A 20,865-nucleotide genomic window follows, 5' to 3' on the forward strand; every position below is an offset into this window, starting at 1 on the left:
TCCATGTCCATCGACCAAGACGCAGCCGCACGGCGCATCATGGACCAGTTCGGTGAGGAGAGTCGCATCCCCTACCTCAACATCGAGGAAGGCGACGTCGGCGTCCTCATCGCCTTCCCGATCGTCGGCCTGTTTATCGCCGGCCTCACCGGCATCGAATCACTCGCCCTGCCGTTCGTCGCCGGTGGGTTCGGGTTCGGCGTCGCGATCGTCTACGTCTCGCCCGACCACCTCAACGCGTGGACGTGGACGAAAGATGTCTATCGCTACATCAAGCGCCCCCAGATCACGTTCAGCGCCCCGGAGGAAGCCGACAGTAGTACCAACGAGACAGAGCGTAACGAGGGCGGGCTCGCGAACTACACGCCGTTCAAGCCCGACGAGCGGACGCAGGACCTCACGAACATCGAACGGGCGTGGCCGGGGGCAGGCGCAATCCAACGCGCCGACGGCACGATGGAGGCGTTCATCGAGGTCGACCCCGGCAACATGGACTTCGCGATGTCCGACGACTGGGCACAGCTCCAGGACGCCGGCGAGGAGTTCGCCAATAAGGAACTGGACTCAAAGCTCAAACTCCACGCGACGACCCGCTCGTTCCCAGTCGAACAGATTACGGAGAACATCGAAGACCGCCTGAACGACGAGGACGTCAAAGAGAACCCCATCTTCCGGGAACTCCTCGAGGAGTATCGAGAGACGCGGCCGAAAGAGATGCGCGACCGTGGAATCCAGCAGATGCGGTACTACATCGGCGTCCAAGTTACCCCGCTGGAGGTCTATGACCGCTTCCGAGACGAGGGGACACCGGCCGAGAAGCTGACGCAGTTCCCCGTCATCGGGTTCCTGTTCAACCCGTTCGTAACCCGCCGCGAGGACCTCACCGACGTCGAGCGCCGCGCACAGATGTTCGAGAAGCTCGACAGCCGAGTCAACGACGTGCGGTCGGAGTTCATCCAGCAGGCCTCAGGGTGGTCCGCTCGGCGGCTCAGCACGGTCGAACTCTTCGTGTTGAATATGGACTTCTGGAACGGCCGCGAACACGAGTACGACGAAGCCGAGCGCGTCGTTCGCGAACAACCCATCATCGGCCACTCGCGCCGGGAGGATGCCCACGATGCGTAACCTCGTCCTCCAGACGGGCAGCGGAGCCGTCGGCCAGCTCACAGAGTGGCTCATGAATCCGACCTCAGCTGAAGGGGCGGCCCTCTACATCCTGCTCGCGGTACTGGTCGGTATCGGCGGAAAACTCCTCTGGGACTGGTACACCGAAGACGACGAGGAAGAGGTCGAGTTCTCGGATCTGCTCGACGAGGAGACCATCGAACAGGGCGCGGCCGAACGCCAGCTCCTCGACGATATTGCCGAGTCACACAAGACGGTGACAGCGCCGGCAGCAATCGAGTGGGAGACGCGCGCGGCACGGGTCGGCGAGCAGTGGACGACGACGCTGTACATCGCTGACTACCCGGACTACCCCAACGACGGCTACCTCTCCGAGCTCTTCGAGATGACGGACGTGCAGTTCGATCTGACAGCCCACATTACGCCGAAGAACCAGGAGCGGGCCCGGAACGAACTGCAGGATATCGCTGACGACCTCCAGGTGGACGCTGACCTCGAACAGAGCGTCCGGAGTGCCTACCTGCAGGAACGTGCCAACGAGGCCGCAGCGACGTACAAGGCCGTCGAGAACGGCGCGAACGTCTTCGACCAGGGGATGTACATCACGGTCAGAGCCGACGAGAAGGAGGACCTCCGCGACGCCGTCCAGAAGGTCAAGAGCGCACTCCGCGACGACCCGGCGAACCTCACGCCGAAGACAGCGATCTGTCGGCAGGATCTCGCCCTCCAGTCCGCCGCGCCCATCGGCGACAACGAATTCGGCCGGACATCGATTGCGCTCGGCGGCGCCGTCGGCGCCTTGCTGTCCTCGCCGCACAACGCGACGATCCTCGAGGAGGGTGGCGTCGAGTTCGGGATTCACAAGGACAACCAGAGTCCGGTCGTCATCGACCCGTTCGCGCGGGACAACGGCTACGCGATGTTCACCGTCGGCGACACGGGGTCGGGGAAGTCGTTCAGTTCGAAGCAGAACTTCATCCGCTCCATCGAGCAGAGCAAGGACCGGATCGGCATCATCCTCGAGCCGCTGAACAACTGGGCGGGGGTCGCCGAAGCGCTTGACGCCAAACGCATCACGGTCGGCGGGACGCTCGGGCTGAACCCCTTGGAGATCCGCGAGACGCCCGAGCACGTCCAGCGGGCGATGGGCGAGGACGCGAGTCCGTTCAACGAGAAGCTCGACGACGCGATGAGCTTCCTGACCAACTTCTTCGCGCTCCGCGGCATCTCGCTGGGCGACCGCCGGACGACGCTCGAACTCGGGCTCAAGCGGGCGTACAAGCGCAACGGCATCACCGACGACATCTCCACGCATGGCAACCCGAGCCCGACGATTCAGGATATGATGGACGTCTTCGAGGAGATGGTTGACGACCCCGAGGAGTTCGTCGTCCGGTCCGACGAGGAGGCGGGGAAGATCAAGGAGGACGCGACGTGGCTCCTCGACCAGCTCCGCCCCTTCGAGGACGACGGGCGGCACGCCAACCTCGGCCAGGAATCTGACTTCGACATTCGCGACGAGAAGGTCATCTACCTCGACCTCGCTCAGCAGGAGGGCAGCGTCGACAGCAGCACGGCGCTGACGATGCAGTTGCTCATCTCGCTGGTGTACGAGCGGGCGAAAGTCTCGGAGAAAGAGGTCGTGTTCTACATCGACGAGGCACGCTACATCATGCAGGACGCCGCGAGCCTGGCGTTCCTCGAGACGGTGTTCCGCCACCACCGGCATCACGACCTCTCGATCCGGCTGGTCACGCAGACGGTCGACGAGTTCTTCGAGCACGCTGAATCCGAGGCGATTCTGGATCAGTGTGCGGTCAAGCAGTTCCACCGTCTCGACGGGATGGACGAAGAGTGGGCCGACGAGTTCGGGTTGAACTACGCGCAGATGCGGTTCGTCCAAGATGCCGTGCCGGGCAACGAGGACGCCGGCTTCTCCGAGGCGTTGGTAGGCGTCGACGGCGAGTGGCGCGGCATTCAGGTCAAAGCGATGCCCAAGGAGAAACAGGTCATCGACTTCGATCCGACTTCCCAAATTCGGTCCTCGCTGCCCGGCGCCGGCGACGACGCCGTCGATACCGAGATGGAGGAGTTCCAGGAAGAGCTCGAACACCGAGCAACGAACGGAACGAACGAAACGAGCGAACTGAACGAGGAATCAGACGCCGTCGAAGCTGAGCCAGACGGCGGGTCAACGGAAGGGATCAACGATGGCTGAGTACCTGCGCGTCACACCGACATCCGAGCGACTGAACCCGGAGAGCATCTCCCGCGTCCTCGACAGTCTCCACAAGCTGACCACGCCCGGCTCGTCGGGCCTCGGGGCGAAGCTGAACCCACTCCACAGTGAGACACCACCCCGATTCGAGTTCCTCGCAATCAGTGATGGCCCGGACGACCCGGTAGAGTTCTTCTACGGGGCCGATGCGCACCTCGATACGCTTGAGAAGCGCCTCCGCTCCATCTATCCAAGCACGTTCGACATCGAGCGCGTCGACGTCGACGTCGCCGCTCGGCTCATTCAGCCAGTCGAGTTCACACCGCAGGAATTCGTCGACCACTACGAGGCCGGGCGGCTGCAGTACGAGTTTGGCCCGGCAGAACAGTACGACATCGTCGACGAGGAATCAGGGGACTCCGAGCCAGCCGAAGCGGACCCCGTTGTCGACGGCGGTACGGCAGCCACGAGCGTCCCCGATCATCACGTGACTGTCGGCGACTCAGCCCTCGAACTAGCGCCGCCCGATGCACTTCCAGACGACGAGGAAGAGCGACGGGCCATCGAGAAGCCGACGATGACACCGGCGGGAACGATTCTGGCTCGCCCGGCACAGGATGCTGTCTCGCCGCTCGGTGTCCGGTGGTGTGGCTCCGCGTCACGGAAGCAGGACTGGATGACCTCGCTGACGCCGTTCACAGCAGAGGAAACTGACGGCGACCTCTCGTCCGTCGACGAACCCGGCGCGGCGCTGGCGTCGCTGATCGACCACCTGATGGAGGCGACAGCGCCGACCGCGTTCCAAGTCGTCTTCCAACGGCGTGCCAGCTGGCAGTCCGACGCGGAGGTGCGGAAAGAGGACCTCGTCGACGGCAGGGATACGTTCTTCCAGGAAGTCGTCGGGTCGCTACTCGAAGTCGAGGAGCAACGGAGCGACCAGGACGACCGGCAGCTCAGCGAGGCCGTCGAGAAGCGGATCGAGTACATCGACGCGAAGAACGCCAAACGGTCGTTCACGGTCAACATCCGGGCCGTCGGCGTCCCCACCGACGACACCCGCGACGATCTCGATGGCCGGATGGACTCGCTCCTCCCCGTGTTCGACCCGCTTGATGGTCCGTTCTACGAGGTCGAGGGGCAACGCCTCCGGGACAGCGGCTTCCGTGAGAAAACGAAGGAGAAGAAGGCACGGGCCGCTCTCCAGCGCCTCCTCAATCGCGAGTTGACGACGGGACGAGGGAAGACCCGCCCCGAGCTGGTCCTCAGCGGGACGGAGCTCGCGAACTTCGTCCTCGTCCCCTCCTCCGAACAGTTGACCGTCGAAGGGACGCGGGGAACGAGGGCCGAACAGCAGAGTCGGAATCCGCTCCCGTGGCCGAATCCGGATCTGATCCAGCAGTTCCAAGACGGGATGGCTATCGGCTACGCACTCGACGAGAACGGCGAGCCACGACCCGACCCGATCCGGATTCCGCCAGATCTGTTGCCTACGCATTACGGGCGGTTCGCCTCGACTGGTGGCGGGAAGTCGAAGGCCATCATCAACGACGCCCTCTCGCTTCGCGAGTCGACGGGTGGCCCCGTCGTCCTCGTCGACCCGAAGGGCGACGGGATGTGTGAGAACTACCTGCGCTGCCACTACGAACGATTTGGGGGCCTCGACGACGTCTACCACTTCCGCGTCCCGGAGACCATCCCCGCGTTCTCGTTCTTCGACATCCGCCCTGCGCTCGAAGCGGGTCGGAACCGCGAGGACGCGATTCAAGACAAGGTTGACCACTTCCACGACATCCTCCGGATGATTATGGGTCGCGAACAGTACGGCCAGGCGTTCGTCGCGAACGAGATCCTCAGCTACCTGATCAAGGCGCTGTTCGACGAGGAGTACGGGAGCGACGTGTTCGGGCTGGACGACCTCTTCGCCGCCGCGCTCCGGATGCAGCGCGACCAGACGATTCCCCCGGTCTCAGCAGATAACCAGAACATCGAGGAGTCGCTGACGCGTCACTTCGCGAAGGACAACCACCAGTTCCAGGTGTCGATGGACGCCGTCGGGAACCGCCTCGACAAGCTCAAAGAGGACGCGCATCTCCGACGGATCTTCAGCCACGTCCCCGAGCAGAACGACGCCGGCGAGTACGTCGACAACCGCTTCGACTTCCGCGAGTTCCTCGATGAAGACGCCACCATCATCTTCGACCTCGGCGACCTGCGGCCGGAGGCACAGCGAGCGATCACACTCCTGCTGTTGAGCAATCTCTGGGACGCCGTCCAGGTGCGCCGGCGCGACGGCCAGACCGACTACGAGAAGCTCACGAACCTCATCATCGAGGAGGCGGCGCCGGTCGCGTCGACGAAGCTGGTCTCCGAGCAGCTACTGCCGCAGGGCCGGTCGTTCGGCCTGAGTATAGGACTCGTGATGCAGTTCCCCGAACAGGTGCGGAATCGGAACGAGCGGGCCTACGATGAAGTGCTGAACAACATCAAGACGAAGCTCATCGGCAACATCTCGATCGAGCGCGACCTCGCGGAGTCGCTTGCCCACGAGGACCTCAGCCCGACCGAACTCCGCAACCGAATCAACACGCTCCCAAGTGGCGAGTGGATCGCACAGCTCCCCAGTCCGTCGTTCGGTGAGACTGGGCCGCCACCGTTTTCGCTGAAGCCGCTCCCGATTGCGGCGGGGCATCCAGAAAGCGACCAACCGCTCACAGAGCCTCAGGAAGACCATTTCGAGTCCGTGTCCCGGCCACGGATGTTCGAACGGACACAGGCCCAGTACGGGCTGACAGAGCCGACTGAGTCGGACACTGCTCCGGGAGAGTCTGGTTGGGGGAGTTCGGGGACCGAGACGACGGGCTCGGCTGCCGACGGCGATGCAGCGACCGACCCGACGCAATCCGCGTTCATCAGCGAATCGACGACCGAGGACGCGTCGACGTCGACCACCCAGTCCGAGACGGACAACGACCCAGAGGGAGACGAGGCAGCGATGAGCCCCCTGTTCGGGCAGGCCACCGAGACAGACGAGGATTCGACTGGTGACCAAACAGCGGAGGCGGAGAACGGGGCAACGCCCGTCCAGGAAAGCAGCGTGCCCGTCCCCGATGACGAACTCCGACAACGCGGGCTCAGCCGAGACGACGTCCGGTTCCTGAATCGGGTCCTTGACGTGATGAACCGAGAGGACGACGAGTACACGCTACTGGACAGGATGAGCCAGCTTCGGGACGAATACGACGACCTCCATGTGGAGCGGCTCACGGAGCAGGACCTCCTGGAAGCGGACTCCGCGGCGGGGCGCAAGTACTACACCGTCCTCCCGGACGGTCGAGACCTCCTCGGGAGAGAATTGAAGGCGGGACCAGGAGCGGGCGATCTCGGCGAGAAAACGCCACACAAGGTTGGCGTCCGGCTCCTCGAGCTCTGGCTCCAGCAGCGGGACGACGTGGTTCGCGTGGAACCGTACTACGAAACCGACGACGGCACCGTTCTGGACGTGGCCGGCATCGACGAGGACGGCGATCTCGTCTGGGCCGGCGAAGCAGAGCTCGCAAGTAACAACCGGCACGCCCCGGTCGAGGATTACGACAAACTCAGCGCGGTGGACGCCGACGCGATCTGGGCCTTCAACAATCGCGAGACGGCGCTCGACGTATTGGAGAGCCTTGCCGACGCGGATCGGATCGACGAGCGGGTCAGCGGGCGGGCGGCACGGTCGTTCGCGACCATCAGAGACGCCATCGACGACCTCGATGCTGCGGGCCTGACCACCGTTCGGGGCTTCAAAAATCTCGATCAAGAACTCAACCAATGACCTGGCGACAGGCGACCCGCGAGGAGATCTACGCCTACTACGCCGAGGAGTTCCCCCGCTATCTGGACGACCTGCCGGAATTCATCACGGCGACCGGCCCGAAACAGTACGCCATCGCCTTCCGAGAGTCCCACCCGGTTCGCAAAGACGAGGTGCCGGCCAAGGACTTCATCCGGCGGGATACGTGGCAAACAGATGCGTCGGGGGACCGAACAACGCCCGAGTTCAACGACTTCGAGGACGTCGTCGAGTTCATTCGACACCCAGCTCGCAACGACCCGCTGGGGCGGAGCAAATTCGCGCTTGCTGATCCGGAGGTGCTGGAGAAGCCGGATCCACGGCCCGACGCCGTCTACTACGCGCTGGATCACTGGGAACGACCCTGGGTCCTCCTCGTCGACATCGACGCCAAAGAGATCGCCCGAGACCGAGCGGACGAGATGGTGTCGGCGGCCGTCGATGATCAGGACGACGATGCGCTCCTCGACGCCGCCGGAATCCTTGACGCCGCTCCCGAGGGGTATCCGTACGCCTTCGAAGACGTCGACCGCGCCATCGAATACGGGTTCGAGGTGCGCGACATCTTCGAGGACGATTTCGACGCCGAGGAGACGATGGTCGTCTACAGCGGGCAGGGAGTCCACGTCTACCTGCTGGATACCGACCCGGCGCACCGATACGACGAGCAGAGTCGCGAGGTGTTGAACGACCTCCTTCTCGAGACGTACGACATCCCGATCGACCCCGTCGTGACGGCCGACCGCCGGCGTGTCGCTCGCCTGCCCTACTCGCTGCACGCCGACGTCTGTAGCATCGTTCAACCAATCGAGAGCCCGGCGTTCGACGTTCGGTCGGCGACACCCGAGGTGATCGACGAATGAGTCCGAGTACGCCCACCGACGACGAGGACATGGCGTATCGGGTTACGGCACTCCCGCTGGAGTACGGTGAGACCCGCATCAACCAGCTGTTTACGCGTGGCTACAACCGATACGTCGTCGACGGCGAGGACCAACCCGAGGACCTCGTGAACGACGTCGAGCGGTTCGGGACGGCGGCGTTCAAAGAGCAGGTTCGTGCCGACGCCGCCGAAGAGCCGTTCGTCGACGAGCCGGGGACGCTCGCCGTGCTCGCCACGTTGAGTGCGATCTGTGTGAAAGAGCACCCGAAGTTCGAGCACGCGTCGCCCCGGAACATCCAGGTGCTCTACGACATCCGGGAGCTGTACGTCAACAATCTCGCCTCCCTCATCCGCGCCCACGGCGATGGGTCGCTTCAGCAGGACATCGCCGACGTGCTGTACAGCAAGGAGCCCGGTGAGGATGGCCCGCATCCGGGTCGAGTCTGTACGGGCATCACGGAGATGCCGGAGTTCGGGGAGGGCCTGTACCTCGAAATCCCGATGGCGGCGGCGTCACGCAAATGCCTTGTTCGGGAGGACGAGGCGTCGACGGGGAGTGAGGATAGTGGGGAGATACTGACGCGAGTGAAAGACAACAAGCTGTACGTCCCGGTCGGTGATTTCGACAGCAAGTATCGGAACTACGCTGAGCGGGCGTTCAAGAAGCTCCTGCGGGTGCAAGAAGACGGGCTCTCCGACGACCAGCTATCGTGGCTGACCACGAACGAGTCGGCGATCACGGAACGGATCGACCGCTTCCTCGAGACCGGCCATCACGAGCGCATCTGGCGGAACTGGGACCGTGGGGAACGGACGATCCGCGTCCTCCGGCGGGCTCTTAGTGATGCGCCCGATGACGTGGCGCAAAAGGGTGAGTTCCACACGGCGAAGGAGCTCTATCGAGCGGTTGAGGCGTATGAGGCTGAGGACGAGTGGGAATCCTCTGTAACGGACTGGATATCGAGTCCGAGCAGTCTCGCGAAGACGCTGGCCGACCACGAGTCACACTCGGCCGTCACGATCGATCGCGACGGGCGCGTCAATACTTACCGAATCGGGCGAGCCGGAACCGGCGCCGAACAGATCGAGGTCCGGGAGATCGAGGACCTCTTCGAACTTCCCTGTATGGCGAATATGGAGGAGCGGCTACACGAGAAGAAGCCCGTCCGGAAGGACCTCTACAACTTCGCGCGGATGGTGATGTGGCTCCCGCAGTACCAAAACAGCAGCCTCGACGAGATCGTCGCGGACCTCAAGGACGTCTTCTCCCGGTGGCCGTGGTACGACGAGCAGGAGACCGAGTACCAGGTTCGCTACGAATTCTCGAATACGATCGACGGCGACACCCCGTTGCCGATGAACTGCGATAACGATGATCTGCAGCGCTACTGTATCGGCCAGGACCAGTGTCCCTACTCGATCTGGGGCAGTCTGCCGTTCCCGGATGAGATGTACGAGCAAGTTGACGAGGAATCAGCTGGGCCTTCTGAGCAATTCTGAATCATAGACTCCCCCGAATCTGTGGAACCCTAGAGAGTGATTGCTTTGGCGATTCTGGTAAATAGAGAGAAATCGGATCGGCCATCGCATTGAATCGCTACGTACAGACGAGTAACTGCTCGTAGTAGGCCATTAGTCGTTCAGATGGGAGTGAGACAATCCAAGAGTCTACATAGACGTAATCACTACCCCGACATATGCAGGAGTACGGGGTTGAGATGACCGATACGGAGGTCGCTGAGTTTCTGACACGGCAAGGCCACGGTGTCCTGTCGTTCGGCGGCGAGGAACCCTACGGGTTACCGATTTCGTTCGGCTACGACGTGGTTGACAATCGCTGCATCTTCCAGCTGGTATCAGACGCCGACAGTAAGAAAGAAGCAGCCTTAACGGAGTCCAATCGCGTGAATCTGGTCGCCTACGAATGGAACGACATTGATGACTGGAGAAGCGTTATCATCACCGGTGAGCTGTCGCCCATCCCCGATGACTCCATTGAGGCTGTCGATGCAGCGAGTATTTTCGCTGAATATGCCTCAGTCACGTCTCTGACCGTCTTTGATGAGTCGCTGTCCGAACTCACTGTTGTCTGGCACGAACTCGATATTGCGGAAATGACTGGTCGCCAATCCCCCACCGTCACGAAAAACAAACTCGAAGACTAAGCCAATCCTCACCTCCACGTTCGGGACTGCAAACTAATCCATAGGCCCACATACTAATCAGTTGTTTCACGTCGAATCCAGTTAGTGAGAACCTGTTTATATAGTCTGAGTAGCTTCGGTAAGTATAGGTGAAACGGTAGCAATAGTGGTAGGTTCTTCGACTATATGTCGTGAGTTAGGTGGAGAGATACCAGCCGAACAGCAATGGTGAAACAAGCAGCGTGGCAGGGACTGCAATCCAGACTTGGCCTGCCAGCACGTTGTACTGGCCGAGCGTAACTGAAACGGGTGTTTCTTCGACGTATCCGACGAGGAACTCGAACCCGACCGTGAGTACCGTCCAGAGCACTCCGATTAGGGCGAGTTCGGCCTGTGCGTAGTCGATGGGTGTCCACGAAAAGTAGGCGAACGAGATGAGAAGTATCGCGGCGACCAGCAGCCCTGTGCTCAGCACATGGCCGGTGTATTCGCCGACGCGTGGGATGAGGAAAGTTTCTCGGACCCCGCCGTTAATGACAGCGACGACTGCCATCACCACCCAGACGCCTAACGGATACAAAAACACGTGTGGCCGGACCGAGTCGATCTCTATCCCAACCATGGTACGTCGGCCAACTTCTCAGTGAGAGAGCAAAATTGTATCGGCGATTCTTCCCAGCCCGTCTCGCTTAGAGTCGGGATTTTTACTGTGAAACGACTTGTACAGGTGGTCGATTCGGCTACGGATTTGCCGCTCTTATTGACGCAGTGTGGGCCTAATTACTATATCTCCGGCCTGATAGTTGTACGTATGGATACAACCGCTGAGGCCAACCTCTTAGAGTACTTGGAAGACCGAATGGGCGAGTCGCTTCGTGGTGTTCTGGCCTACGACGATGATGAGTACGAGACTGTGTTTCTGCGGTCCGATGTCGAAGCTGCTCACGGAGCGGACTACGGACGCCGTGTCACGGACGTGTTCCGGAGTCGGAATGTGGAGACTCAGGCGATTGAGCGGGAACTGGAGTTCTCAAATGAAACTGCTTCACTCCAAGTATTCAATGAGGCGATTGTTCTCCACCTTCAGGGAGACAACAAGGGTGTCGTTATTTCTATGGAACATGATGTTGGGGCTGATTTCCTCACCTTCATCGACTCATGCCGCGATTACCTCCCTTATTAGTATGCGTGTTATCATCTCTTAGACCATAGTTTTCGAGGCGGTCTAGCGATATGGCCTTTAAGTGAGTACTCCGAGTTAACGGTCAATTTTCCATCAAAGATGCGAAGCAAACATCGGTAGCTTCTGTATCTATCCGCTATATTCAGCAGGCCGGTTGTGAAAGGGTGGTAGGTTTCAGCAGATCCACTCCTCTCAGTATGTCGAAAATTATACTGTGGACTAGAATCAAGTTCTTCAAAACTTCCGTCGAGCAATTTTCAGCGTCTAACACGGGCGGAGTCGAATGAATAGGGGGTATTTCACGATTCGAGGTGCCGAGCCGAAGAACCTCGAGAGATATACAACAGGAGAAACAGCGGTTCCCGGGTATCCAGATACGTCCGAAATCACCTTCGTTACCACGTCGTCGAGCAATTTTTGAGGTTAATGTATCATCCCGGAATTCGTCGAGGTACTTTCTACGCTCTCAAATCGGCCCGACGAGGTTCTTCTGCAATTTGAGTCCGTTATTTCGGCTTGCATATCGCGGTTTTCGTCCAAAGAAAGAGGCGATATGCAGTGTGCGAAGGCCGCCGGCTCTCTCAGGCCGAGGGGCCATCACAGGGGTAGCGGAACGACGGAAGTATCAGAATTATCGCATAGGTTGACGGGGTGCGTTTCGGTGGGGTCTATCGCCCCCACGAGGGGGTAGCGGGGCGCATCACGTGCCCCCGATAGACGATGGCTTCGGAACAACGCAGCAGGGAACGAGCAGCGGATCACGCAGCAAGTACCCCCGACGATGAGGCGCCGTGGGCGGACCTCGAGATGGCGGTTCCGACCGACCGGGATCACGCGTCGGTCGTCGCCCTTGTGGAGTGTGCCCTCGTCGAACTCACGCACGAAACCGTGGGGGCCGTCTTCATCTCCCGGCAGGTCGGGCGGTCGACGCGGACGCAGTACGTCGCCCGCGACGACGTCGGCGAGCAGTTCCAGAAACGGCGCTTCGACGACCGACTGGGCTGGCACGAGACCACCGTCCCTCGACGAACCGTTCGCGACGAGCTCATCACCAAGCTCACGCGGTCGCCCTCGGCGTCGGCGGACCAGTCAGGTGAGAGAGCAGCCAGCGAGCCAGACACCTTCGTGGTGAAGCCAGTTCGAGAGCTCCGAACGCCGTAGCAGCTAGACTTAACCAACATTCTCGGTCGATACCGACACGGTGTTGGTTAACGCTGGGGGTGGATCCACTCCCTTGCCCCCACCCTCCGCCCGACTCCTCGAGTGAGTGTATCCTGGCGGCCGGGGCGACTCGAACGGCGGTCGCGACGGGTTTTATCGGGGCACTGTTCGTCGAGATCGAGTATGGTCGTCGTCGAGGAGGTCACCAAACTGAGCGAGCGCCGTACCCAAACCTCGTCCGAGGTGTTTCCGGATGATTCGTTGGCGTCGATTCGGGAAGCCGTCGAGGCCGTCCCATCAAGCGTCTTCGACGGCTCGACGAAGCACACAGAGGTCGGTGGGTTCGATGCCGCGATCGCCGACGGGCTCTCGCAGTACGAGTACGAAGGGGACGCCGCCGGCGGCTATAACCCGAACTGCAAGCTCTGGTCGCATCAGGGGTTTAATTACAGCGTCGACCTCTACGACGCCGACGCCCGCATCGCCATCGAGGTCGAGAAGAGCGAGCGGAAGAACGTCAGCGACGACCTTCTCAAGTTCCAGAAGGGGTACCGCACCCAGAAGGACGGGCGGCCGAAGATCGAGTTCGGTTGTCTGGTGGTGCCGGTGAACTATCTCGGGCGGCATAACCTCTACCAGCACAGCCTGACCAAGCTCGACTTCATGAAGGGCGTCCTGTTCATCGACGACGTCGCCGTCATCGGCTATCGCGACCCGCGACCGGACTGATACTGTCGGCCCTGACTGTTTATCTGCGCCAGGAGGCGTGCAGCGCGCAACAGCGTGCGCTGCGTGACTCACCATGCCTGGTCCCGATCCGCACGACGACACGAGTCGCGACTACGAACGGTTCGAGAAGGAACAGCTCGCCCAGGACCGCGACGCCACCAGCGTCGACACGGCGGACATCGACGACACGACGGCCCAGCGCCTGGTCAGCGACCTCGTCGACGCGGACGTCGTCACTCCGGTTCCCGAAGACCAAGTTCTGGTTCACGAGCCGAGCGGCACCACGTTCGACTCGACGACGCAGCTGGCCGTCTTCCATCGTGGCTGGACGACCGGCCGCGACGCCGACACGGAGGGCGAGTGATGCAGCAGACCCTCGTCGGCTGTGCATTCTGCGACGCGCCGCCCGGTACCGAGACTGGCGAGGCCCACACTTGGGGACAGGACGAACGGGTCACCCACCCAATCTGCGTCGACTGCGCGATTCAGACGGAGCCGGATCCCGACGAGCGCGATCACGTCGCCTGTGACGGCTGTGGGCTGGTCGTCGACACGCTCGCAGCGCTGACCCGGTTCCGGGTCGAACTCGGGCATCTGGAAGGCCCGTTGCAGCTGTGCGCCCGCTGTAGCCCGGGTGGCCTCGCGACGTACTGGACGCGCGACCTCGAGGAGCATCTCGTCACGACGCCGGCGGAGTGACCCAAACACTCTTTACTGATTCGCTGTAAACTGTAATCAGGAACCAATCGTGTCACGCACCTCAAACCGCGCCGACGGCGACATCGTCCAGGACTTCCTCTCGGTCGCGGACCTCCTCGAGGAGCCACAGCTCGCCCAGCTGTACGCGTACTTCGCTCGGGAGGGGGAGGCGACCGTCCAGGACGTGATGGACGACCTCGAACTCGCCCAGGGGACGGCCTACAGCTACGTCAACCGGCTCGTCGACGCCGGCGTCGTCGACGTCACCGACGACGAGCAGCCACGCCGGTACGCTGCCCAGGAGATCGACCTGACTGTAACGACCGCCGCGGGCGACCGCGAGTACACGATCACGCCGGCGCTCATCGACGCCGTCGGCCGCCGCGAGACGGACGCCGACATCGACACCTACATCGACCGACATGGCGTCGCCGGTCTCGCGACGGCGCTCACCTACGCGGTTGCTCGGGAGCGTGGGGAAGTGACCCATCGGCTGATGGCGGAGGACCTCGACATCTCCCCGCTGGCTGCGGAGATGATCCTCCAGGCACTCCGGCCTGTCGTCCACGAGCACTACGACATCGAGGAGGCTGGGGCAGGACTCGACGAGTTGGATATCGACGACGGCGACGGCACTGACGACGCGTGAGCGCGCTCCACATCGCCGACACCGGCCTGTTCGTCGCGATGGGACAACCCTCGAACAGCCGGTACAAGGCTGTTCGGCGGTTCGCTCGCCGGAACGACGTCACCTTCGTCCTCCCCGAACGGGTGTACGGGGAACTGACCGTCGACGACCCCGATGTCGAGGCGCCACCTATCGACGCTGTAATCGACGAGGGGTGGGCAACGGTTGCAGCGCCGCTGGAGTTCTCCGAGCCTGTCGTCTCGCGGGTGATGGATGGCGTCCAGCGGTATATCGCGAACGCCGACGACCGCCCTGCCGACGAAGTCGAGCGTGCCGACGCCGCCCTCGCCGCCCTGGCTGCCCAGTATCTCAGTGCGGGAACGGCAACCGAGGTCTACATCTACACGACCGACATCGCGGCCGGCGAAGGCTCCGAAACCGTCCTCGCGACCGAGGGCTACGGGGACTCGGTGACGTACGTGAACGGGTTCCGGTTCATCGAGGACCTGGTTTCGTCGTAGTAAGGGATAGGGACGGAAGGAGACGCATCTTACGAGGATTTTGTGGTCGCTCAGCATCTCCCCCTTATTCGATTCCAAGTACCATCGCTACAAGGGCGACCAAAAATAGACCAGCGACAACCGTCGCTTCGAACCACGAAAACGCAGAAGATGTAGCTAACCCCGCTTGAAGGTCACTTGCAGCACCAACGAGTGCGCCGCCGATGAGCACGAGCACAAAGAGGCCAACGATGAGGCGACCATCGATCTGACCACGTTGGCTGGATGCTGCAGCATCGGCTTCTTTCCACGTACGTAGTGATTCTCCAGTCAACCGCCAATAGACGACGTGTTCAGTAACAATCGTCGCGAGCTGTGTTCCACCTCCGACGAACCACGCTGCACCCCCACCTGCAGCGATTCCGTATCCCCACACGAGGAGCATCTCTGCGAAGGGATCAACCGGCGTTGCAGCGAGTGCCGTGCTCAAGCTCGTGAAGATGATGGCGAAACCGGTGAGGAGAATGTACATTCCCAATCGGCGCGTCATCGCAAATTGATCTCGGATTTGGTCGAAGGTGTGAACAAGGCGGTCGATTTCAGGCGGAACTACGTCTCGCCGTTCATCTGGATGCAGATCCCAAACGAGAACGCTGCCGATTTTCTGTGACTGGACTCGATTCTCGAGTTCGAGCTCGTCTAATCGGTTCTCGACGCCCTGTCGAGACATATCTACTGCATCGGCGATATCCTGCGTTCCCATCGCGATACGGTCGTTCTCACGGAGGACGTTCAGGATCTGCTCATCTGGAACCTCCTTTCGGTCATTCGTCGAGACGAGGTCGACGAGAAGTGAGCGTAGTGTCATACAACCTCCGAGATGACGGCACCGGCTGCAGCTGCAGCGGCCGTTACGAGGACAACGATACCGACGAGGACGTAGACAATCCCCCAGAAGCTGAGATCGATCAACCCCGTCGTACCCAGAGCGCTCCCGAACAGGAGGAAAATGAATCCCCCGCACACTAGCGCGATAGCGCCCTCGGCGGCATCAAGCAGGTCACTCATCTGGACATCACCCGGTTATGATTCGAGTACGTTAATCGCATCGTTCAGTAACACGTACATTCCGAGGGTACAAAGGTCATATCGACCGTTTTCGTGATTTTACGGTCTGGATTGGACTGGGGATAGACGAAGTGGCATTTTGCCCCTGCAAACACCGTGTTGGTCCAGAGCAAATCGCACGAATGCAGCGTAATAGACGGTTCATCACTCATCGATGAAAGCCCTCGGCCGCTCGACGTCCCGCGACCGCCGCTGCGCGCCTCGTCCCTGCGGTGCTTGCGGGGTCGGGGGACGATCGAGACGGCCTCGCCCTTTCTGAGTCCGCCAGGACTGTTGATGGCCCACCGAGCGACGTAGCCGGTTGAACAGGTGTGTACGTAGCGGCCCGCCCCGCTCGCCGCTGCCGCCCTCCGCGTCGCTCGCGACCGACCATTCCGGGCGTGCGGGCGCTCTCCGCACCGCCCGCGCCCGTTCCGGGCTAAAGTGCATGTGCCCTCGGCGCCAGCGGGTAAGCGCGAGGGGTTGCGCGGCGTGGCTGCTCACCCCCCACGCTTACTCCGCTGGCCGCTCGCTCCGGGCGGGTCGGCGCGCGGTGCTGGTTGGGGCCACCTCATGCAGGCGCGCTCTCGCTCGCGCCCGGTAGGGCGCTCGCGAAGGCGCGAGCGAGAGCGCGCAGATGATTCTGTCGGTCGTTGTCGTCGGAAAACCGCGATGTAGGAGCATCGCGGTGTCGGCGCGTGGGCGCCTTCAGTGGTACCTTGGAGAGATACCAATGTCCAGTAACAACGCTAGCGGAAAGGTCGTTTCGGTCGATGAACAGGCATTCGAGAAAGCGGGCGGTCAGGCGGTCGATGAAGACGGCTTCCCAGTCGTCGACGAGACGCCGGAGTTCGAGGCGGCGGTCGAGCAGGAGACGCAGGCGAAGGTGGATGCAAACCACCCGGACGGGATCGCGGACACGAGCCAGGATCGGATTCACGGTGTCACCCTCGAACAGGAAGAGCGCATTCGGGCGCGGGAAGCCGAACTGGAGCGCATCAGTGCCCAGGCCGAGCTGGGAACGCAGGACGGTCGTGAGCAGCGCACGCGAGAGGTCGTTCGCGAGCAGTGTGGTCGTGACGAGCCGGCGCCGGCGGAGCGCACGGATCCCCGAGAGATGCTGACGCAAGAGGAACTCGCGGCGGTCAACGAGCAGGCGATGCGGATCAGCGACGAAGTGCAGGGCGGCTGGTCGAGAGCGGTCGTCGCGAAGCAGCTGGCCGAGAAGGTGCAGCGCGGGCGGGACGTCACGAAGGCGGTGCTGGAGACCCTCGAGGAGTTGAAGGCGGCGCCGGGGGCGATCGTGCCCATCGCGGACGTGCCGGACGTCCCGGTCGGTGAAGTGACGGTCGAAGGTGAAATCACGCAACTCTGGGATCCGAGTGACACGTCGATTTCTCAGGTCGGGTTAATCGAGGACGATAGCGGGAAGATCAAGTTCACTATCTGGGAGGCCTCTCGGAAGACGGTCGTGAGTGAAGGTGAGACGGTCCGGTTCCGGGCCGTCAAGAAGAACTGGTACCAGGGGCGGTGCAGCATCGCCATCACGGGCTGGAGCAGGATCGAATTCCCAGAGCGCGGTCGGTGGTGGGAAGAGTAGGCGAGCGCGTCGCCCTTCTTTTTTGGTGGGTGCCGGACCGACCCTGACCCCGCCACCCCACCCTCCGCTCCGTGCTCGCTTCGCTGCGCGCGCAGCCACGACCTCGAGAACCGGATTTTCATCCAATCCAGAAACCTTGCGAAAGAGTGAGCAATCCAAGAGACTTGATCCGGATCCGGAGGGAGGAGACGAGTGTTCGGGGTTTACTTTCTGGCAGCAGATATCGTTCGGTAACATGGAGCCGTCAGGTATTGTCGACGACTCGTTCCGTAGCCTATTCGATAGGGTGGCAGAGATAATCCACGAACAGGGCGGCTTTGAGCAGGCACATAAAACACTGAACGAGCATTTCCGGTACTTGGAAAAGGGAAATAGCCGGGCAGTATATGAAATTCCGTCGAAGGTAGCAGACGAGGCTAATCGCCTCGTAGTGAAGTTCGCTCTTCCTGAATCCGGTAACTCTGGGACGGAAGAGGCACTATATCCCGAAGAGTATACGGAGGGCTGGATGTCGAATTGGCACGAGATCATTTTAACCGATTTTGCACCACTGGAGGACGTGATTGTTCCAGTACTCGATCACCACGAAGACGCGTTATGGACTGTGATGCCGTATGCTGAAACGTTGCCTCAATCTCAGGAGGTAACGCAACGGCTTGGGCCACTAACCGCTAAAATCGAGGAGACGAACGTGGAGTTCGTGAGCCACGGTCAGACGACTGGTCAACCTGAAATATACCAAATCAAGGCGTGGGGGAATTACCAGGATGAGTACCGGCTTCGAGATTATGGTGGGATCGTGGTCGCTGATGAGGGATTCCTAGAACAGCTTCCATACCCGTTGTCAGAGCCGGATATCTAAATCTCAGCGGGGCCTTGATGGTCCCGTATTTCTAACTGCTTTGTAAGAATGGCTGAGGAGGAGGCTAAGGAATTTGATTTTGACGAGTTCATGGAGACGATTGAGGAACGGCGAAGGGAGCGCCGGGAGCAGGTTTCCTTCGAGTGGGTGGAATCCATCCGTGAGGCTGGCGAACTCTACCGGAAATTGGAGGATATTGACGCTGTGTCTGATGAGCTGAATCGCCCTGAGGAACGCATCAGGGAGGCTGTTACAGTCTACCGGTTGATTTTTGAGGAGCCCCCGGAGGAAGTCGCAGTGAAAGCGTCGACGCCTGGTCGAGCGTTCTTCTCGCTTGAGCAGGACGTTACTGAAGAACTGGATGATGACGAGGAGGAACCTATCGGAGACCTGCTACGGGAGTACGTGGGTGCGGTATACCTAGAGCATAACGTGGACGAAGAGCCAATAGGCGAACCTCCAGAGGGATCAACGCCACCTCCAGCGGTGGACTTTGCGGAGATCGGTGAACAGATAGCAGATAGCTTCACGTTTCCTACAGAGTCGATATTGGCTGCCAGTAGGATCGGGGAGTTTCAGGAGAGTATCATGGAACCGTTCGCCGCGAGTCAGGCGAGTATCCTCGCCAGTATCACGGAACCCATTGCCACTCAGCAAGCGAGTTTGATCGCGAGTATCGCGGAGCCGATGATAGCTCGCCAGGAGCGTATGGTTTCGTCATTAGTAGCTGCCAGTCTGCCAGATATGACGAAGCAGCTCCAGCTGCAGCAGTCCATCGTGAACTCGGCGATCTCGGGGGCGTTATCGGATGCGATGGCTGACATACAGGTTCCAGAGCCTATTCTCGCTGATCTTGCTTCAATTCAGCCAGCAATCAACGCCGCTGCTGTCGCCGGAAGAGTAGAAGGTCATCCGGGCACTGGAAGAGAAGGTGTTGTTGAAGCTTCTACGACCACAGCAGAGGTGGAGGCACCGGGATCGACGATTTCGTCGGCAGGGCCTGCTGATGCGACGATGGAAGCCGCGACACCGAATGCCAATGCGTTCTCAACGGAACTAGCGTTCGAGATTCCGGCGATGTTGGTCCAGTCAATCCTGGGGACTGGGCCAGCTCGTGCCTGGTTTAACGGTCTGTCCAAAGGAGCACAACAGTCCGTAATTGGGGGTCTTATGGTCGGTTTGTCCTACTACTTCACCCAAGATTTGACTCTTTCCGGTATCGCAGCTACCGTCATGACTCCTGGTATTCGCGATATTTTGACCGATGACTAACGGCGTTTTCCTCAATCAGGTAGAAACCTATCGACAGACGTGTTCTGTATTTCGCAGCGTCGGAGGTCAATTACTGAAGCGAAGTCAAGATCCGGAGGCTACAATCCGCTGAGAGAGATGGACGTAACTCGGTTGATGATCCTCTTGGTGTATTCAATTGGTTCGAAGTCCTCGTACTCTTCCTCGGTAAGCACTCGTTCTTCGGGCGTACCCGAGGAGCCACCGGAACCACCGGTCTTCCGGTAGTATATTTTCTTACCAACAAAGACCATCACTGCTTCAAGCAGTGTCACCATGGCAATGGCGGTTACGACTGTAATCACCATTCCAACTGGGCTCGTTGTCGTGAACTGGTTGAGCGTCATATCTGGTGCGATATAGGGATGGACGAACAGCTTGATTGCTCCACCCCCAAAGAGTGCGAGGAACGCCCAAACTGACAGAGTTTTTAACTCATCGATGGGCGACTTTGTGAGTGCAATTAGTGCAGCGAACGGTGAGAGGATGGCGAGGAAAGCGAGTACCGGATGGACGCTTCCGTTGAGGTTCGCCAAGTAGAGATCGAGCCCGCCGATTCCTGCAGCACCCACAAGAATGTGGTGACGTCGCTCGAAACCGTATGACCACTTCACTAATCCACGTATGTCAAGCATAGCGACAAATTCGACTACAGTCCACTTCAATCTTCTTCCGCACAGAAATATTGAATGTGGGTTATGAGCGCTACATACCGGGTATCCGTCCATGGATTTCTTATCTCTGACATTAGCTCACCAGGGTTGAACCTCGATGGCGTAAAGATGATTTGAGAATTGACAAAGAGACTCTGCGGTCAACACAAATAGATCCGGCCACGTTTCGGGACTCCTCGTTACTGAAGTGAAGAGTTGGGTGTCTATCATCCCCTCAATGGGTGAGG

The 20,865-nt window shown here is 60.5% G+C and carries 20 protein-coding genes; 16 read left to right on the forward strand and 4 right to left on the reverse strand.

The window, feature by feature from the left end:
- The first annotated feature begins 3 nt into the window (after window positions 1-3).
- From ACQUQ1_RS16305 to ACQUQ1_RS16330, 6 genes are all read left to right on the forward strand, one after another.
- Window positions 4-1,125 carry a hypothetical protein gene (locus ACQUQ1_RS16305; protein ID WP_435065368.1) on the forward strand — a complete coding sequence of 374 codons (1,122 nt, stop codon included), beginning with the start codon at window positions 4-6 and terminating at the stop codon, window positions 1,123-1,125.
- Window positions 1,109-3,343 (forward strand): VirB4 family type IV secretion system protein, encoded by a 2,235-nt coding sequence (locus tag ACQUQ1_RS16310; protein ID WP_435065369.1) that lies wholly within the window; start codon window positions 1,109-1,111, stop codon window positions 3,341-3,343. The genes ACQUQ1_RS16305 and ACQUQ1_RS16310 overlap by 17 nt, the downstream gene beginning before the upstream one ends.
- Complete coding sequence (locus ACQUQ1_RS16315) at window positions 3,336-7,160, forward strand: ATP-binding protein (protein ID WP_435065370.1); 3,825 nt, start codon at window positions 3,336-3,338, stop codon at window positions 7,158-7,160. The genes ACQUQ1_RS16310 and ACQUQ1_RS16315 overlap by 8 nt, the downstream gene beginning before the upstream one ends.
- Window positions 7,157-8,041 carry a DNA primase gene (locus ACQUQ1_RS16320; RefSeq protein ID WP_435065371.1) on the forward strand — a complete coding sequence of 295 codons (885 nt, stop codon included), beginning with the start codon at window positions 7,157-7,159 and terminating at the stop codon, window positions 8,039-8,041. The genes ACQUQ1_RS16315 and ACQUQ1_RS16320 overlap by 4 nt, the downstream gene beginning before the upstream one ends.
- Entirely contained in the window at window positions 8,038-9,561 is a 1,524-nt protein-coding gene (locus tag ACQUQ1_RS16325) for a primase-associated protein (RefSeq protein WP_435065372.1), read from the forward strand. The genes ACQUQ1_RS16320 and ACQUQ1_RS16325 overlap by 4 nt, the downstream gene beginning before the upstream one ends.
- 197 nt (window positions 9,562-9,758) lie before the next feature.
- On the forward strand, window positions 9,759-10,226 hold the full coding sequence (locus ACQUQ1_RS16330) for a pyridoxamine 5'-phosphate oxidase family protein (RefSeq protein WP_435065373.1): 468 nt from the start codon (window positions 9,759-9,761) through the stop codon (window positions 10,224-10,226).
- A gap of 175 nt (window positions 10,227-10,401) precedes the next feature.
- Here the strand turns inward: ACQUQ1_RS16330 and ACQUQ1_RS16335 are convergent, their stop codons facing one another.
- A complete protein-coding gene (locus ACQUQ1_RS16335) occupies window positions 10,402-10,758 on the reverse strand; it encodes a hypothetical protein (protein WP_435065374.1) in 357 nt (118 codons plus the stop codon).
- A gap of 258 nt (window positions 10,759-11,016) precedes the next feature.
- Here ACQUQ1_RS16335 and ACQUQ1_RS16340 point away from each other — a divergent pair, with 258 nt between their 5' ends.
- From ACQUQ1_RS16340 to ACQUQ1_RS16370, 7 genes are all read left to right on the forward strand, one after another.
- Window positions 11,017-11,388: a DUF7522 family protein gene (locus tag ACQUQ1_RS16340; protein WP_435065375.1), complete on the forward strand. Its 372-nt coding sequence runs from the start codon at window positions 11,017-11,019 to the stop codon at window positions 11,386-11,388.
- A 720-nt stretch (window positions 11,389-12,108) separates the two neighbouring features.
- A complete protein-coding gene (locus tag ACQUQ1_RS16345; RefSeq protein WP_435065376.1) occupies window positions 12,109-12,549 on the forward strand; it encodes a hypothetical protein in 441 nt (146 codons plus the stop codon).
- Between the two features lie 183 nt (window positions 12,550-12,732).
- Complete coding sequence (locus tag ACQUQ1_RS16350; RefSeq protein WP_435065377.1) at window positions 12,733-13,278, forward strand: hypothetical protein; 546 nt, start codon at window positions 12,733-12,735, stop codon at window positions 13,276-13,278.
- Between the two features lie 73 nt (window positions 13,279-13,351).
- On the forward strand, window positions 13,352-13,642 hold the full coding sequence (locus tag ACQUQ1_RS16355) for a hypothetical protein (protein WP_405312245.1): 291 nt from the start codon (window positions 13,352-13,354) through the stop codon (window positions 13,640-13,642).
- Entirely contained in the window at window positions 13,642-13,977 is a 336-nt protein-coding gene (locus ACQUQ1_RS16360) for a DUF7558 family protein (protein ID WP_435065378.1), read from the forward strand. Before ACQUQ1_RS16355 ends, ACQUQ1_RS16360 begins: the two co-directional genes overlap by 1 nt.
- Before the next feature lie 49 nt (window positions 13,978-14,026).
- Window positions 14,027-14,626: a DUF7437 domain-containing protein gene (locus tag ACQUQ1_RS16365; protein ID WP_435065379.1), complete on the forward strand. Its 600-nt coding sequence runs from the start codon at window positions 14,027-14,029 to the stop codon at window positions 14,624-14,626.
- Window positions 14,623-15,126: a hypothetical protein gene (locus ACQUQ1_RS16370; protein WP_435065380.1), complete on the forward strand. Its 504-nt coding sequence runs from the start codon at window positions 14,623-14,625 to the stop codon at window positions 15,124-15,126. Before ACQUQ1_RS16365 ends, ACQUQ1_RS16370 begins: the two co-directional genes overlap by 4 nt.
- Window positions 15,127-15,190: 64 nt before the next feature.
- Here the strand turns inward: ACQUQ1_RS16370 and ACQUQ1_RS16375 are convergent, their stop codons facing one another.
- The gene (locus ACQUQ1_RS16375; RefSeq protein ID WP_435065381.1) at window positions 15,191-15,973 is read right to left on the reverse strand and encodes a winged helix-turn-helix domain-containing protein; all 783 of its coding nucleotides are present in this window, start codon (window positions 15,971-15,973) and stop codon (window positions 15,191-15,193) included.
- A complete protein-coding gene (locus tag ACQUQ1_RS16380; protein WP_160140710.1) occupies window positions 15,970-16,173 on the reverse strand; it encodes a hypothetical protein in 204 nt (67 codons plus the stop codon). Before ACQUQ1_RS16380 ends, ACQUQ1_RS16375 begins: the two co-directional genes overlap by 4 nt.
- 772 nt (window positions 16,174-16,945) lie before the next feature.
- Here ACQUQ1_RS16380 and ACQUQ1_RS16385 point away from each other — a divergent pair.
- The 3 genes from ACQUQ1_RS16385 (at window position 16,946) to ACQUQ1_RS16395 (ending at window position 19,946) form a co-directional block, all read left to right on the forward strand.
- On the forward strand, window positions 16,946-17,812 hold the full coding sequence (locus tag ACQUQ1_RS16385) for a DNA-binding protein (RefSeq protein ID WP_435065382.1): 867 nt from the start codon (window positions 16,946-16,948) through the stop codon (window positions 17,810-17,812).
- 235 nt (window positions 17,813-18,047) lie between these two features.
- Window positions 18,048-18,674, forward strand: coding sequence for a hypothetical protein (locus ACQUQ1_RS16390; RefSeq protein WP_435065383.1), 627 nt, complete (start codon window positions 18,048-18,050; stop codon window positions 18,672-18,674).
- Window positions 18,675-18,722: 48 nt separating this feature from the next.
- A complete protein-coding gene (locus ACQUQ1_RS16395; protein WP_435065384.1) occupies window positions 18,723-19,946 on the forward strand; it encodes a hypothetical protein in 1,224 nt (407 codons plus the stop codon).
- A 98-nt stretch (window positions 19,947-20,044) separates the two neighbouring features.
- Here ACQUQ1_RS16395 and ACQUQ1_RS16400 read toward each other — a convergent pair whose 3' ends face one another.
- Window positions 20,045-20,599, reverse strand: a complete 555-nt coding sequence (locus tag ACQUQ1_RS16400; RefSeq protein WP_435065385.1) for a hypothetical protein — start codon at window positions 20,597-20,599, stop codon at window positions 20,045-20,047.
- Window positions 20,600-20,865: the final 266 nt, after the last annotated feature.

This window comes from Halobaculum sp. EA56, from assembly GCF_051195075.1.
Lineage (GTDB): Archaea > Halobacteriota > Halobacteria > Halobacteriales > Haloferacaceae > Halobaculum.